This window comes from Streptococcus sp. V919 (assembly GCF_054353475.1).
The window spans coordinates 143,678-159,596 of sequence record NZ_JBTHHY010000002.1 but is presented as its reverse complement, the minus strand read 5'-3'; the positions used below and the strand labels follow the sequence as shown (position 1 = coordinate 159,596).

General features: G+C 41.9%; 14 protein-coding genes. 7 read left to right on the top strand and 7 right to left on the bottom strand.

Annotation, left to right across the window (positions count from 1 at the left end; all coding sequences use genetic code 11):
* Positions 1-6: 6 nt before the first annotated feature.
* The 4 genes from ACXYSK_RS06885 to ACXYSK_RS06870 are packed head-to-tail and all read right to left on the bottom strand — an operon-like array spanning position 7 to position 4,718.
* Positions 7-1,860: a proline--tRNA ligase gene (locus ACXYSK_RS06885; protein ID WP_458625507.1), complete on the bottom strand. Its 1,854-nt coding sequence runs from the start codon at positions 1,858-1,860 to the stop codon at positions 7-9.
* Positions 1,861-1,876: 16 nt separating this feature from the next.
* A complete protein-coding gene (gene rseP / locus ACXYSK_RS06880) occupies positions 1,877-3,133 on the bottom strand; it encodes an RIP metalloprotease RseP (RefSeq protein ID WP_458625506.1) in 1,257 nt (418 codons plus the stop codon).
* Positions 3,134-3,154: 21 nt separating this feature from the next.
* Entirely contained in the window at positions 3,155-3,958 is an 804-nt protein-coding gene (locus ACXYSK_RS06875) for a phosphatidate cytidylyltransferase (protein ID WP_414312151.1), read from the bottom strand.
* Positions 3,959-3,965: 7 nt separating this feature from the next.
* The gene (locus ACXYSK_RS06870; protein WP_458625505.1) at positions 3,966-4,718 is read right to left on the bottom strand and encodes an isoprenyl transferase; all 753 of its coding nucleotides are present in this window, start codon (positions 4,716-4,718) and stop codon (positions 3,966-3,968) included.
* Between the two features lie 213 nt (positions 4,719-4,931).
* Here ACXYSK_RS06870 and ACXYSK_RS06865 point away from each other — a divergent pair, with 213 nt between their 5' ends.
* The 7 genes from ACXYSK_RS06865 (at position 4,932) to ACXYSK_RS06835 (ending at position 13,424) form a co-directional block, all read left to right on the top strand.
* Positions 4,932-5,327 carry a helix-hairpin-helix domain-containing protein gene (locus ACXYSK_RS06865; protein WP_006151340.1) on the top strand — a complete coding sequence of 132 codons (396 nt, stop codon included), beginning with the start codon at positions 4,932-4,934 and terminating at the stop codon, positions 5,325-5,327.
* Between the two features lie 369 nt (positions 5,328-5,696).
* Positions 5,697-6,257 (top strand): flavin reductase family protein, encoded by a 561-nt coding sequence (locus ACXYSK_RS06860; protein WP_458625504.1) that lies wholly within the window; start codon positions 5,697-5,699, stop codon positions 6,255-6,257.
* A 4-nt stretch (positions 6,258-6,261) separates the two neighbouring features.
* Complete coding sequence (locus ACXYSK_RS06855) at positions 6,262-6,831, top strand: GNAT family N-acetyltransferase (RefSeq protein WP_458625503.1); 570 nt, start codon at positions 6,262-6,264, stop codon at positions 6,829-6,831.
* A 30-nt stretch (positions 6,832-6,861) separates the two neighbouring features.
* Complete coding sequence (locus tag ACXYSK_RS06850) at positions 6,862-9,513, top strand: valine--tRNA ligase (protein WP_458625502.1); 2,652 nt, start codon at positions 6,862-6,864, stop codon at positions 9,511-9,513.
* A 53-nt stretch (positions 9,514-9,566) separates the two neighbouring features.
* Positions 9,567-10,391 (top strand): energy-coupling factor transporter transmembrane component T family protein, encoded by an 825-nt coding sequence (locus ACXYSK_RS06845; protein ID WP_458625501.1) that lies wholly within the window; start codon positions 9,567-9,569, stop codon positions 10,389-10,391.
* Between the two features lie 170 nt (positions 10,392-10,561).
* On the top strand, positions 10,562-11,782 hold the full coding sequence (gene dcm, locus ACXYSK_RS06840; RefSeq protein WP_458625500.1) for a DNA (cytosine-5-)-methyltransferase: 1,221 nt from the start codon (positions 10,562-10,564) through the stop codon (positions 11,780-11,782).
* Positions 11,783-11,852: 70 nt separating this feature from the next.
* Positions 11,853-13,424, top strand: a complete 1,572-nt coding sequence (locus tag ACXYSK_RS06835; RefSeq protein WP_458625499.1) for a hypothetical protein — start codon at positions 11,853-11,855, stop codon at positions 13,422-13,424.
* Between the two features lie 59 nt (positions 13,425-13,483).
* Here the strand turns inward: ACXYSK_RS06835 and ACXYSK_RS06830 are convergent, their stop codons facing one another.
* From ACXYSK_RS06830 to ACXYSK_RS06820, 3 genes are read right to left on the bottom strand one after another with little or no spacing between them, the layout of a single operon-like run.
* Entirely contained in the window at positions 13,484-14,083 is a 600-nt protein-coding gene (locus tag ACXYSK_RS06830) for a response regulator transcription factor (protein WP_006154868.1), read from the bottom strand.
* On the bottom strand, positions 14,084-15,181 hold the full coding sequence (locus ACXYSK_RS06825; RefSeq protein ID WP_458625498.1) for a sensor histidine kinase: 1,098 nt from the start codon (positions 15,179-15,181) through the stop codon (positions 14,084-14,086).
* Complete coding sequence (locus ACXYSK_RS06820) at positions 15,181-15,918, bottom strand: ABC transporter permease (protein ID WP_458625497.1); 738 nt, start codon at positions 15,916-15,918, stop codon at positions 15,181-15,183. The genes ACXYSK_RS06825 and ACXYSK_RS06820 overlap by 1 nt, the downstream gene beginning before the upstream one ends.
* Position 15,919: the final 1 nt, after the last annotated feature.

Here is a 15,919-nt window from a genome sequence, read left to right as displayed (position 1 = left end):
TAGATTTTATTTGTTGGTTAAGATTTCAAGGGTCTCAAGCAAGTTATCTGCATGAACTTCGATCGTATCTCCTGTCGCCTTGATCTTCACTTCTACGATACCGTCGGCTGCTTTCTTACCAACAGTGATACGGATTGGAAGACCGATCAAGTCGCTATCGCTGAATTTAACACCGACACGTTCGTTACGGTCATCCGTCAAAACTTCGTAACCTTTGTTTACCAAGGCTTCTTCGATACGGTTGGTTAATTCAAGACTTGCTTCGTCCTTGACATTAACTGGAATCAAGTGCACATCAAATGGCGCCAATTCTTTAGGGAAGTTGATTCCCCAAGCGTAACGGTATTCACCCTTTGGAGTTTTGTTAACAAAGAGGCGAGCATGTTGCTCCATAACTGCTGAAAGGAGACGGCTGACACCGATACCGTAGCATCCCATGATGATTGGCACAGCGCGGCCATTTTCGTCCAAGACATCTGCTCCCATACTTGCTGAGTAACGAGTACCCAGTTTAAAGATATGACCAATCTCGATACCACGCGCAAAGTTGAGAACACCTTGTCCATCAGGGGAAATTTCACCCTCACGAACTTCACGGATATCCACATACTCGGCAGTGAAGTCACGATCTGGGTTCACACCAGTCAAGTGGTAACCATCTTCATTGGCACCGACAACAGCATTGCGGCTATCTTGTACCTTGCGGTCAGCGATAATCTTAACGTTTTCTGGAAGGTCTACTGGCCCAAGGGAACCAAAGTCAGCTCCCAATAATTCTTTGACTTCTGCCTCAGTTGCAGGTTCCAAGAAATCTGCTCCAAGGTAGTTTTTCAATTTGACTTCATTGAGCTGGTCATTGCCAACGAGTAGGGCAACAACTGGCTCCTCATCTGCAATATAAACCAAGGTCTTGATTGTTTGCTCTTCAGAGACATTCAAGAAAGCAGCCACTTCATCAATCGATTTGACACCTGGTGTTTCCACGCGAGCTACTTGATCTTCAGTCACAACACGGTTGCTTGGTTTGTAGGCGTTCGTTGCCATTTCCAAGTTAGCAGCATAGCTTGATTCACTTGAGTAAGCAATGGTATCTTCACCAGAAACCATCCATTTGAGCAATTCTGCCTTGATTTCTTCTTGCACTTCTACAGGAATCTCATCAAATGATGCAACAGACTTGTCTAAAACAACCCAACGGTCAAGGTCTGTACGAGCAGGTGTGATGGCCATAAATTCTTGGCTATCCTTACCACCCATAGCTCCACCGTCACCGATGATAGCTTTGAAGTCCAAGCCACTACGAGTGAAGATACGCTCATAGGCTGCCTTGTACTCATCATAAGTTACATCCAAGCTATCGTAGTTAGCGTGGAAGCTATAACCGTCTTTCATGATGAATTCACGCGTACGAAGAAGTCCATTACGTGGACGTTTTTCATCACGGTATTTAGGCTGGATTTGGTACAAGTTTAGTGGCAATTGCTTGTAAGACTTGACAGAATCACGAACAATCGCTGTGAAGGTTTCTTCGTGAGTTGGACCTAGGATGAAGTCAGATCCTTCACGGTTTTTCAATTTGTACAAGTCTTCACCGTAGGTATCATAACGGCCAGACTCACGCCAAAGATCTGCACTGAGAAGGGCTGGAGCCAACATCTCAACCGCACCAATCTTGTCAAATTCCTGACGCATGATCTTCTTAGCTTTTTCGATAACACGGTTAGCAAGTGGCAGGTAAGAATAGACTCCTGCTGATACTTGACGAACATAACCAGCACGCAACATAAGTGCGTGGCTGATAACTTGAGCATCGCTTGGCATTTCGCGAAGCGTTGGGATTAGCATTTTACTTTGTTTCATATTTTTCCTCTAATTCTTAAAAGAAGGTTCGCATGATGTCGTTCCATGTAACGGCAATCATCAAGACAACCATAATCACAACTCCGACTAGAGTAACATAGGTTTCAATTTCTTGTTTCAGTGGTTTGCGGCGAATAGCTTCGATGATGTTGAGCACGATTTTCCCACCATCAAGTGCCGGGATAGGAATTAAGTTGAAAATCCCGATATTGATAGAAATCATAGCCAAGAAGAATAGGACGTTTTCAAGTCCATTCTTAGCAGCATCGCTACTTGCCTTAAAGATGGCAACAGGACCACCCAGTTTATTCAGGTCAGGTTGGAAAATCAAGTTTTTCAAGGCATTAAGAATGCGCAAGGCTGAGTCAGCTGCAGATGTGAATCCACCTACAAACATAGACCAGATATCCGATTTAAGTCTCGGTTGAACACCCAAAATATAACGCCCTTGGCTTTCCTCAGGTGTCACACTGACTTGTTTTTCAGTTCCATTTTCAGAGACTGTCACATCTAAAACAGGTGCTGTTTTATCCTTGGTCTCTGCTTCCACTGCCTGAACCAAATCTTGCCAGTTACTGATTTCGTGTGAACCGACTTTAGTGATTTGGGCCGTATTTTCAATACCGACCTTTGCAATCGCGCTATCAGGGATGATACTAAAGTTATTACTTTGTGTATCACGAACACCACCTTGCATGAAAATCAAAATCCAGAAGACGACAACTCCTAGGATAAAGTTATTCATGGGGCCTGCAAAGTTGGTAATCAATTTGCCCCAGACAGTTGCATTTTGATATTGAACGTCTAGCGGAGCGATACGAACTTCCGTTCCATCAGATTCCACAATAGTTGCATCATGGTCTACGGAGAACGTTTTTTCCTCTTCTAAGACCAAACCTGTGATAAAGAGTTTATCCTCAAAGTCATATTGGGTTACCTGCATCGGAAGGGCTGTTTGGTCGACCTTCTTACTGGAAAGATTGATACGCTTAACCTTGCCATCCTCGGCCAAAGTCAAACTAACAGGAGTTCCTGTCTTAATCTCTGTGGTATCCTCGCCCCAACCTGCCATGCGGACATAACCACCCAACGGTAGGAGACGAATCGTGTAAGCTGTCCCGTCTTTCCCGATATGGGCAAAGATTTTTGGACCCATTCCAATGGCAAATTCACGAACCAGAATGCCAGACTTCTTGGCAAAGTAAAAATGTCCAAACTCGTGAACCACCACTATAATTCCAAAAACAAGGATAAAGGTTAATAATCCTATCATTTAATTTCTGTTCACCTTTCCTTAAAATAAGCCAAAGAGGTGCATAATAGGGAAAACTGCTAGCATAGAATCAAAACGATCCAGTACTCCGCCATGCCCTGGAATAAAGAATCCTGAATCCTTGACTCCAAAATGGCGTTTCATGGCACTTTCAATCAAATCACCTAATTGACCTGCAATACTAAAGAAAATTGCAAAGAGCATCATTTTATAAATGCCGTAAGGAAGGGCAACTGTGCTATCCACTAACATAAAGATGAGTGTGACAAGCATAGCAGCTACAATCCCACCAAAGGCTCCTTCAACTGATTTATTAGGAGAAACTCTTGGAGCCAATCTTCTCTTTCCAAAATTCATACCCACTAGGTAGGCACCACTATCTGTTGCCCACACGATACAGAGAGCCAAAAGTGCTTTATCCAAGCCAGCGATTCGAGCATCGACTAAAGCGTTGAATCCAAAACCAACATAGAAGCTCATAGCAATTGGGAAGGCGGCATCCTCAATCGTGTAGTTTTTGCTGAAGACAGTCGCTCCAAGCATAACAAAAATTACAACACTGTATGCGACGACATTTCCATCTACGGGCAAAAAGGTCAGATAGTTTTCCAAGGGGATGGTTAGTACGAAAGTTGCTAGCAAGGTTAACAAGCCCTCAGGGGTCATGGTATTTAAACCTTTCATCTGGAGCAATTCACGAACTCCAAGCATGGCTAAAATTCCCATCACAATCTGTAGCCACAGTCCTCCAACCATCAAGAGTGGGATAAAGATAGCTAGGGCCAAAGCGGCAAATATGGTCCTCTTTATTAAGTCCTTTTTCATAATTTTCCTATACTCCTCCAAATCGACGATTGCGGCGGTTAAACTCTGCAATAGCTTCCTTCAAGGCTTCCTCATCAAAGTCAGGCCACAAGACATCTGTGAAATAAAGTTCACTATAAGCTGCTTGCCAAGGCAAGAAATTACTCAAACGAAGCTCGCCACTAGTTCGGATGATCAAATCTGGATCGCGTAAAGTTTTCGGCAAATGCCCCGTAAAGAGATATTCCCCAATCAACTCTTCTTTAATATCGCCTGGATTTACCTTGGCATCCAAAACAGCCTGCGAAATCAACTTGACTGCCTGTGTAATTTCAGCTCGTCCACCGTAATTAAGGGCAAAATTGAGAATCAAACCTGTGTTTAACTTGGTCAACTCTTCTGCCTTTTTCAAAGCTTCAAAAGTCTGTTTAGGTAAACGATCCGTTTCCCCAATCATTTGAATCTTCATGTTCTTTTGGTGTAACTCAGGGACATACTTATCATAAAATTCAACCGGCAGATTCATGATAAACTTAACTTCCTGGTCTGGACGAGTCCAGTTTTCAGTTGAAAAGGCATAAACTGTCATAGCCTTGACACCCATATCACTAGCAGCAATGGCTACTGTTCTCAAAGCATCCATCCCAGCCTTATGACCAAAGACACGTGGCTGCATGCGTTTTTTAGCCCAACGACCATTCCCATCCATGATAACTCCGATGTGAGCTGGCACTACCGCTGGTGTTTCTGTAACTTTATCTTTTTTTAAAAATCCAAACATGATTGTATTCCTATTCAAAAATCTATCGTTTCATTATACCATATTTTTCGCATTTCTTCTAACATCTTTTCTTATTCTAAGGCGGAATTCCCTATAGAACTCCTATCTTTCTAAAATAACAAGCCTTGCATTTCCCAAAGAAAGTTGATACAATAAAACATAAAGATTTATCCTTGTTTAGTCACAGGGGTTTTTTATTGAAAGGATCTTATCATGTCAAAAAAACTACAACGTAAAAAACAATTAAGAAACAGTCTTCGTCGCTCAGGCGCACTTTCAAACGCAGTAAACAAGGTTGTCGAAGAAACAAAAAAAGTTGTGAAACACGCTGAAAAAGCTGCAAACAACGCAGGTAAAGCTGTTTCTAAGCAAGTTGAAAAAACTGTAGAAGCAACTAAAGAGCAAGCTCAAAAAGTTACAAGCTCTGTAGAGGAATTCGCAGCCAACCTGGGTGGACTTTCAGTCGACCGTGCCAAGACTTTCTACGATGAAGGAATCAAGTCTGCTGCTGACTTCAAAAACTGGACAGAAAAAGAACTCCTTGCTTTGAAAGGAATCGGTCCAGCTACTATCAAAAAATTAAAAGAGAACGGCATCAAGTTCAAGTAATCTTTCTTGTTCCTTGCTTTTCCGTCAAAAACTTGTTAAAATATAGCCATTAGAGGTGTTTTGAGTCCCACATTTTACAGAAAGTGGCGGAGCTGAGAAGTCCACAAATGTGTCAAAACTGGTTGCTAATGAGTTAAAATTAAAAAATGAAATATAAATCTTTTTGTTTCCTTTTAGGACTAGACAGCGAGTTGCAGGCTGTACTCAAGTACGGCAAGACGAGCTAACGACGTCATAAAAGAGAAACAAGAAGATTAGAGTTGCGGGCTCTGCCCGAAATTGGGTGGTACCGCGGATAAACATATTCGTCCCTGTCAGATTGATGACAGGGGCGATTTTTTTATTGCGGCCTAGCAAAAGGAAGTTGTCATGAAACAATCTTTTAAAACCAGCAAACTCTACTTTGGTTTCCCTATCTTCATTTTGGGGTATCAGGACCAGAACTTTGGACACAATATCACGACCTGCAGTTCCTCTTATAGCCTGGGCGATTGGCTAGTCATCGGGGTTGGCGCTGAGGAAAATGCGGCAGACCAGATTAAGCATTACCAGAGGTTCACTGTAAACATCCCTGACGAAAACCTCATGCTTGAGATGGAGCAGGCTGGCTTTATCAGCCATCGAGAGAAATTGAAACACCTGGGCCTTGACTATGAGATTTCTGAACGAACTCAGGCGCCGATTTTAGAGGCTTGTCCAGTCGTTTTAGATTGCCAGGTAGATCGAATTATCGAGGAAGATGGCATCTGCCATATCTTTGCCAAGATTATAGACCGTCTGGCTGATCCAGAGCTCTTAGATGACAAGGACCATTTTATAAATGACCGTTTTGCGCCTACTTACTTTATGGGGGACGGCCACCAGCGTGTTTATCGTTATCTGGACGACCGAGTCGATTCCATGGGAAGCTTTATCAAGAAAGCGAGGTAGAAGAATGACAAGAGCAACATTACCTGAACGAATCGAAACGGAGCGTCTAGTCTTACGAGTCCGAACAGTGGCTGATGCAGAGGACATATATGCTTACGCTAGTCTTCCAGAAGTCTCCTACCCAGCAGGTTTTCCACCCGTCAAGACCTTGGAAGATGAGATTTATTACCTAGAACATATCCTTCCCGAGCGCAATCAAAAGGATAATCTCCCAGCAGGCTATGGAATTGTGGTCAAAGGGACTGATAAAATCATCGGCTCTGTTGATTTCAACCATCGCCACGAAGATGATGTGCTGGAGATTGGCTATACCTTGCACCCCGACTATTGGGGACGAGGATATGTCCCAGAAGCAACGCGAGCCTTGATTGACTTAGGCTTTAAAGAATTGGGCCTTCACAAGATTGAACTGGTCTGCTTTGGCTACAATGTCCAAAGTCAACGCGTCGCGGAAAAACTCGGCTTTACCCTCGAAGCTCGCATAAGAGACCGCAAAGATGCCCAAGACAATCGCTGTGATGATTTGAGATACGGCTTGCTGAAGAGTGAGTGGGAAGATCAAGGCCAACATTAAAAAATAGAAATAACTAGAAAGGACACACACATGTCTAAAGAACTTTCACCTAAATACAATCCAGCCGAGGTTGAGGCTGGTCGTTACCAAAAATGGCTTGATGAAGATGTTTTCAAGCCTTCAGGAGATAAAAAGGCTAAGCCTTATTCGATCGTCATTCCACCACCAAACGTGACTGGTAAACTCCACCTTGGTCACGCTTGGGACACGACTTTGCAAGATATCATTATCCGTCAAAAACGTATGCAAGGTTTCGACACGCTTTGGCTTCCAGGGATGGACCACGCGGGGATTGCGACTCAGGCTAAGGTTGAGGAACGCTTGCGTGGTGAGGGCATTAGTCGTTATGACCTCGGTCGTGAGAAATTCCTTGAAAAAGTCTGGGAATGGAAAGATGAATATGCGACGACTATCAAGGAACAATGGGGCAAGATGGGGCTCTCTGTAGACTACTCTCGCGAACGATTTACTCTTGACGAAGGTTTGTCAAAAGCCGTTCGCAAGGTCTTTGTGGACCTTTACAAAAAAGGCTGGATCTACCGTGGTGAGTTTATCATCAACTGGGACCCAGCAGCTCGTACAGCCCTTTCTGATATCGAGGTGATCCACAAGGATGTCGAAGGTGCCTTCTACCACATGAACTATATGCTGGAAGACGGCTCACGCGCCCTTGAAGTTGCGACCACTCGTCCTGAGACTATGTTTGGGGACGTTGCTGTTGCGGTCAATCCAGAAGACCCACGCTACAAGGACTTGATTGGTAAAAATGTCATCCTTCCAATCGCTAACAAACTCATCCCAATCGTTGGGGATGAGCACGCAGACCCTGAGTTTGGTACTGGTGTCGTGAAAATCACGCCTGCCCACGATCCAAACGACTTCTTGGTTGGTCAACGCCATAACTTGCCACAAGTTAACGTCATGAACGATGACGGAACTATGAACGACTTGGCCTTCGAATTTGCAGGCATGGATCGTTTTGAAGCTCGTAAGGCAGTCGTTGCTAAGTTGGAAGAAATCGGCGCCCTGGTTAAAATCGAAAAACGTGTCCACAGTGTTGGTCACTCAGAGCGTACAGGTGTTGTGGTTGAGCCACGCTTGTCTACACAATGGTTCGTCAAGATGGACCAATTGGCAAAGAATGCTATTGCCAATCAAGATACAGATGATAAGGTAGAATTCTACCCACCTCGTTTCAACGATACCTTCCTCCAATGGATGGAAAATGTCCACGACTGGGTAATCTCTCGTCAGCTCTGGTGGGGTCACCAAATCCCTGCTTGGTACAATGCTGAGGGTGAAATGTACGTTGGCGAAGAAGCTCCAGAAGGTGACGGATGGACTCAGGACGAAGACGTCTTGGATACTTGGTTCAGTTCTGCCCTTTGGCCATTCTCAACCATGGGCTGGCCTGATGTTGAATCAGAAGACTTCAAACGTTACTTCCCAACTTCAACCTTGGTAACAGGTTACGACATCATCTTCTTCTGGGTGTCTCGTATGATCTTCCAATCTTTGGAATTCACTGGCCGTCAGCCATTCCAAAACGTTCTGATTCACGGCCTCATCCGTGACGAGCAAGGACGCAAGATGTCTAAGTCACTTGGTAACGGTATTGACCCAATGGATGTTATCGAGAAGTACGGTGCCGATGCCCTTCGTTGGTTCCTTTCAAACGGTTCTGCACCAGGACAAGACGTGCGCTTCTCTTACGAGAAAATGGATGCTTCATGGAACTTCATTAACAAGATTTGGAACATCTCTCGCTACATCCTCATGAACAATGAAGGATTGACTCTTGAGCAAGCAACTGCTAATGTGGAAAAAGTTGTTAACAAGGAAGCTGGAAATGTCACTGACCGTTGGATTCTCCACAACCTCAATGAAACCATCGGAAAAGTCACTGAAAACTTTGATAAGTTTGAGTTTGGTGTGGCTGGACACATCCTCTATAACTTCATCTGGGACGAGTTTGCGGACTGGTACGTTGAGTTGACTAAGGAGGTTCTTTATAGCGATAACGAAGAAGAGAAAGTTATCACACGTTCTGTTCTCCTTTACACTTTGGACAAAATCCTTCGTCTCCTTCACCCAATTATGCCATTCGTGACAGAGGAAATCTTTGGACAAATCTCAGAAGGCTCTATCGTTACAGCAGAATACCCAACTGTTAACCCAGCTTTTGAAGACCTTGCCGCTCACACTGGCGTGGAAAGTCTCAAAGACTTGATCCGTGCTGTTCGGAATGCGCGTGCGGAAGTAAACGTAGCTCCAAGTAAACCAATCACCATCCTTGTTAAGACAAGCGATAGCGACTTGGAAGCCTTCTTTAACAGCAATGTTAACTACATCAAACGCTTCACAAACCCAGAACACTTGGAAATCGCATCAAACATCCCTGCACCCGAACTCGCAATGTCAACCGTCATCACAGGAGCAGAAATCTACTTGCCACTCGCTGACCTCCTCAATGTCGAAGAAGAACTGGCTCGTCTCGACAAAGAACTCGCTAAATGGCAAAAAGAACTGGATATGGTAGGCAAGAAACTCTCTAACGAACGCTTCGTAGCCAACGCCAAACCAGAAGTCGTCCAAAAAGAACGCGATAAACAAGCCGACTACCAAGCCAAATACGACGCGACCGTAGCGCGTATTGATGAAATGAAGAAGTTGGTGAAATAAGGCTGACAACATGTATCTTTTGGTATTTTTATAGAAAGAGAAGAAAATTTTAAATGAATTTTAAAAATATAGTAGAAATATTGACCGGCTTTATTACATACGGGATACCTGTTTTGTCTTTTTTATGGCAAATAAAAAGTGATTCTTCTGCTAAAAAACAAATAGAGTCTATTGTGACTAATTATAATAACCAAAATCATTCAAATTTTGACTTTAAGGATATAAATATTCAAAATGGCTATATTCAAGTTAATAATCCACAGAACATAAATATAGAACTAAAGAATGAACTCGATAAATTTGATAAGGACAGATTAGAAGACAAAAAATTTTTATCAAACAATTTATACAAAGTATCTTTTTTGATTATTTTCTTAGTTTTTATTTTCAATTTAATTATTAATGATTGGAGTGAATTCAGAAATATATCTTCGATTTGGGAAACAAATATAATTAAAGATAATCTAGTTTTATCGTTTGATTCAACTTTGAAGCAAGTGTTATTAATGGTCTTAATCTATATTATTTTAGTAGTTATTAAGTACTTGCTAGATAAGCACAGTCTCATCAAAACGTTAGGTTTTATATTAGCTTTCGTTTTATACTTATTTACTTATTTAGAGATTAAGGATGGTTTTATACAGCTTTTTAAATATCCTATTATTTTATCTGATTTTTCAATTTTTATTTCATTACTTGTAGCATTAATTGTTCTGTCCTTTTTATTCTTTAGTCTGAATACCCTAATCGAAAGATTGTGCAGTTTGATTTTAGTATACAAGTCCAAAATAAAAACAACACTTATTAACACTATTTCTTCTATAAGTGTAGTTATCGCTCCAATATTTATTCTGGTTATAAAATTTATATTTAAATAATAATTACCAATTATTTTAGTGTAATATATATTGATCTATACAATAGTGATAAATAAAAGATTGAGAAATGTAATATCAAACTCAATTGATGAAAAAAATAGATTTTCTATTATTGTACAATTTTTCGTATTATCATAGAAAAGTCAATATTTTAGAAAGCAGGTTACTACATGACAAATTCTGTAAGTTCGAACCGACCTGAGAAGTACAACATTGCAGCTTTCTTCTCAGGTGTTGGGGGAATTGAGTTGGGATTTGAACAGACCAACGAGTTCAGAGTGGTGTATGCCAATGAATTTGATAAGTATGCGCGTCAGACTTATCAGTTGAACCATCCAGATACCTATTTGGATGGTCGTGATATTCACGATGTTCAGCCAGAGGATATTCCAGCTGAGCGCGTGGATGTGATTATGGGAGGTTTCCCATGTCAAGCCTTTAGTATTGCGGGTTATCGTAAGGGCTTTGACGATGATCGTGGCGATCTTTTCTTCGAATTGCTTCGCATGATTGAGGGATGCAAACCTCGCGCTATTTTTATCGAAAACGTTAAGAACATGGTCGGTCATGACCATGGTAATACCTTCAAGGTCATTCGTGAAGCCTTGACCGAGAACAACTACTTTATCAAGTGGACGGTTCTTAACGGAAAAGACTATGGGAATATCCCACAAAACCGTGAGCGTATTTACATTGTTGGTTTTGATACCAAAGAAGCTTATGACTTGTTTGAATTCCCAGAGGAAATCAAGCTGACTACGAGTCTTCAGGATGTGATTAACTTTGGTGAACAGCTAGACGAGGTCTACTACTACCGTGAAGGCAAGCAAAATTTCTACGATCAGTTGAAATTTGAAGTGACGAGTCAAGATACGGTTTACCAGTGGCGCCGTCAGTATGTCCGTGAAAATAAAAACGGAGTTGTCCCTACCCTGACAGCAAATATGGGAACAGGTGGACATAATGTTCCATTGATCCTGACGGACAGTGGTGAAATTCGTAAACTGACACCGAAAGAAACTTTTAATGTTCAAGGTTATCCTAAATCCTTTAAAATTCCAGAAGGCGTTTCTAACGGTCAGCTCTACAAACAAGCTGGAAACAGCGTGGTTGTCCCCGTGATTAAACGCATCGCGGAGAATGTTGCCAAGGCCTTAAACGAAAGCCAAGGGCAATCTCAACTTGACCGCTCAGGGAAACTGGCCATTATCTACACCAAGATGAACGGTCAGTTTGAAGGGCAATCCTATGTCAAGGACTTTGTGGATAGCTATGATCAGGCTCTTGAAAAAATCAAGGCTTATGACGATGGTTTAGCTGTTTTATCAGACGAAGAGTATTTGAGACTTGTAAAAAAACAAGGCAAACTCGAATTTTACAGTATTAATTAACGAATATATAAGAGGATTAGTGAAAAACTAATCTTCTTTTGATATACTGAGAATAGAAAAGAGGGTGCTTATGTGGGAACATCTAAAGTCTGAACAAAAAGAAAAATACAAAACCTTAATTACCAATTTCGCTAGTTTGAGCCAAGCTTTCTCTCAAAAGGCAGAATCCGAAGATGAAGGACAAGCAGAACATTATGTTGCTCCGATTATCAACTCCAAATTTCAGGAAACGGTTTTCCAGAAGGCTTTTAATGCCGTCGGGGAAGATATTGCCAATACTTCCTATGATGCCTCTGTCGTTGTAGATGAAAATCATAAATACCTAGTTGGTATCAAGTCTTTTGGGATTAATTCGGGAGACCAAAAAATTGCTCAGTTCAAGAAAGATTCTCAATCTTGGACGGACTTGTTGGGTGATATCAAATTTTATGCAGATATTGCTACTGATAAAGAAGCTGCAGACAAGGAAAACTATCAGCGCTATGAAGAGTTGGCACGGAAGATTGCGACTTTGAGAAATCAGAGAATTGAGTCCTCCAAGGCACAAATCAAGGGTTTTAACTCGGACTCAGTCAATGTTGAAGCTGTTTATCACGTTCTAATGCCAACACCAAAGGGTGAAAATCCTAAGATTTTTGTCGGTGAAACGACTTATTTACCAGTCGATATTGATAATCTAGTCATTGAAGGGTCAACTACCAAAAACAATCCTACCAATTTCCGATTTACAGATGGACAACACCACTACAAGTATACAGCAGCTGACAGCCAGCTTCACATGACTTTTAACAATAAAGACATTGTGGTAGACACTTGGAACGTCCATTATATTGAAGATCCTTTTACTCTCTTTGAAAATCTTCATTTACTAACAGCTGAAAAGGAACAATCCGATATCTTAGAAACAGTATCTTGGTTAATCACAGACAAGCATGGAAATGTGAAAGAAAACTCTGGTTTCAATGCCTTTAACAGTGGGCCGAAATTATCCCAAAAATATCGTCTGCCACGAATTTTAAAGATTCAGGAAAAATTCAAAGACAGTCTGGCTCCAGAAGAACTAGCTTTTGTGACTTTTTCTTTAGAAGAAATCCTCTTGAAAAAGTGGAATAGTAAGGAAAAAAATAATAGGAAGGCTATTCGTGAGGACTTGATTCACTTTGTTCACAAGACTGGCAATGAAAAACTTATAAAAGAAATTGAACAGTTAGTGTATCGTCCAGTCAGTGAAGTTTACATTCCCCTGCCTGACTCCAAAAACTTCCATGACGAAAGGCCCAACTTCTTCGGACCAGGATTTGGAAGTTTGAAACCTGGCACTAAAAAACTAGCTCTATCCAAAGAGGAAAGAACCTTTAAACTACGATTTTTACCTTCTGGTGATGTCATCAATGCCTATATCAACCAAGAAGCTGGTAAGGGTATTCAGTCTACTGATAAGCAAGAAATCCTTGGAAATTGGATCTTACGTGGCGTTTTCCAGTTGAAGGAACGAGAAGTCTTGACAGGTCAACGACTCAATGAACTAGAAATCAATGGCATTCGATTGACCAAGTTTAAAAACGGAGAAATAGGCATCGAATTTATCTGGATAGATACCGAAAACCCACCAAGCGATGCTATTGGCTGGGTAGCAAAATAGACCTGAACAACACAAAAAATCTCTTAGATTCATTTCTAAGAGATTTTTTCTTTCTCCCCTCACAACCAGCCTTCTTCTTCGGCAGTTTTGGCTGCTTCGGTTCGGTTGCTGGCGCCTAGTTTGGAGAGGATATTGGTCATGTAATTACGGACGGTGCCGTTTGAGAGGTAGAGCTTGTCAGCAATTTCTTGGTTGGAGAGGCCTTGGGCTACTCCATGTAAAACAGCGACTTCCTGCTCGGTCAAGGGATTGGGATGAGTCATCATGACTTCCATCAGCTCTGGAGAATACTCCTTGCGCCCCTCTAACACCGTATGCAGGGTTTGCATGAGCTCGGCGATGCTCCGCTCTTTCAAGACATAGGCGTCTACTCCTGCTTTGACAGCTCGTTCAAAATAACCTGGGCGTTTAAAGGTCGTAACGATAACCACCTTGGTTTCAGGCACTTCTTGTTTGATCCACTCGAGCGCTTCGAGACCTGTCTTGACTGGCATTTCGACGTCAAGGATGGCAATATCTACTGCTTCTTTCCCCAAAACCTCAATAGCTTCAGCTCCATTTTTCGCCTGCAGAACAGTCTCCACATCTGGTTGAAAGCTTAAGAGCTGGCACATAGCATCTCTAAGCATACTTTGATCTTCTGCAACTAATACTTTCATCTACTTTCTCTCCTTATAAGGCAGATGCACGCGCACCTCTGTTGGATGTTTCAAACTGACTAGTTCTACTTGACCTGAGAAGGCTGCAGCACGGTCTCGGACTGTATGGAGTTCATTTCCTTTTACAGTTGCAAAACCTTTCCCATCATCTCTGACCGTCAATAGCAATTCCTGATCTGTACGTTCCAGTTTTAGATAGGTTTTATTAGCGCTGGCATGTTTGATGATATTGGTCGCCAGTTCTAACAAAATCATAGCAGCCGTCGACTCCACATCTTGGGTCAGGCTAGCCTTGTCCAATTGATTGTCAACCTCAACCTCAATCCCAGCAATCTCCAGCATCTTTTTGACAGTCTCAAGCTCTGATGCTAGGGTCCTTGATTTCAGATTTTCCACGATGGTACGCACTTCATTCATGGAATCTTTGCTGATCTGGTGAATTTCTTTTAATTCCTTCTCCACCTGTGGATAGGCCTGCATCTGAAATAACTGCAGAGCTAGATCTGTCTTGACACTGAGCATAGCAAAGGTATGTCCCAGACTATCGTGCAAATCCTGACCGATACGACTACGTTCATTTTCAGCAAGCAATAAATTTATCTGGGCATTTTGCTTGACCTGAGCTTCTTTCAAATCCTCCACAATGCGAATCCGAACCAAACCCAATGTCATCAAATCGACAAAAGTAAGAATCCCAAGCTCAAAGGCTACAGCCTCAGTTTCGACTGACTGAAACATCATGAGTTGTCCAACAACAAGAACTTGAGCAAGGAGAAAAGTCCAGACATGAAGAGAACGTAGGCTACGCACTCTAAAATGATAAATCAAGAGATTGGCAAGGAAAAAGAAGAACCAGACATAGTTGCCATAAATAAAGACGGTATTTCCAGCTACATAGGCTAGCATGATAATCCAAAAGAGCCAGGATAATCGCTGACTCTTGGTGGTTAAAACGCCTAAGTAAGCCACCACAAATAGAATATCAACTAGTAAATGCCAGCTAGGAATTTCCCCAACTACTGCAGAGAGGATAGGGAAAACCATAAAAATCAAACTGGCCCAAAACATATAGTGTATGCTTTTCAGTCTTTCAAGCATTAAGCATTCTCCTTATGACCTTGAAGGTAAATAGTCAAACCAAATAAAACTGCTGAAAAAACAAGTAGATAAACTGTGGCTGAAAAATTGATGCCACCCTCGTTTAAGAAGGTCTTGAGCAACTCCATCAACTGATAGGTTGGTAGACACTTCCCGATTGCTTGCATCCAGTCTGGAAATAAAGTGATGGGCATCCAGAGTCCGCCTAAAACAGCCAAGCCTAGATAGAGAAGATTGCCCACGACAGACATCAGTTGACTAGACGGTAAGAGTGTCAGGATCAAACCAAGCGCTACAAAGGCTATACTTCCCGCAATCAGCAAGAGCCCAGCCCCAATCCAGCTTTCTAGAGGCATATCCACACCCCTGACCAAGTGCCCAACTGAGAAAACAACCAATATTGAAACCAAATAATCAACCATCATACTTGTTATCTTTGATAGATAATATTCTACCATATTTACTGGAGTATGGCGTAATGTTTTCTGCCAGTTGTTGATTTTATCGGTATGTAAAACAGCTGGGAATGAAAACATAGCTGTCGACATCATGGAAAAGGCCGTCATAGAGATAAGGTAGTCGCGCATAAAATTAGCTGGCCCATCTGGTGTATCCTGGTACATGCCTGAAAAGAATAAATAGAAGGCCGTCGGCATCCCTACGGATAATAGATAATAGACTAATTGTCGTTTGGTCAATAGAAATTCGATCTTGTTTAGTGCGATCCATCGTTTCATC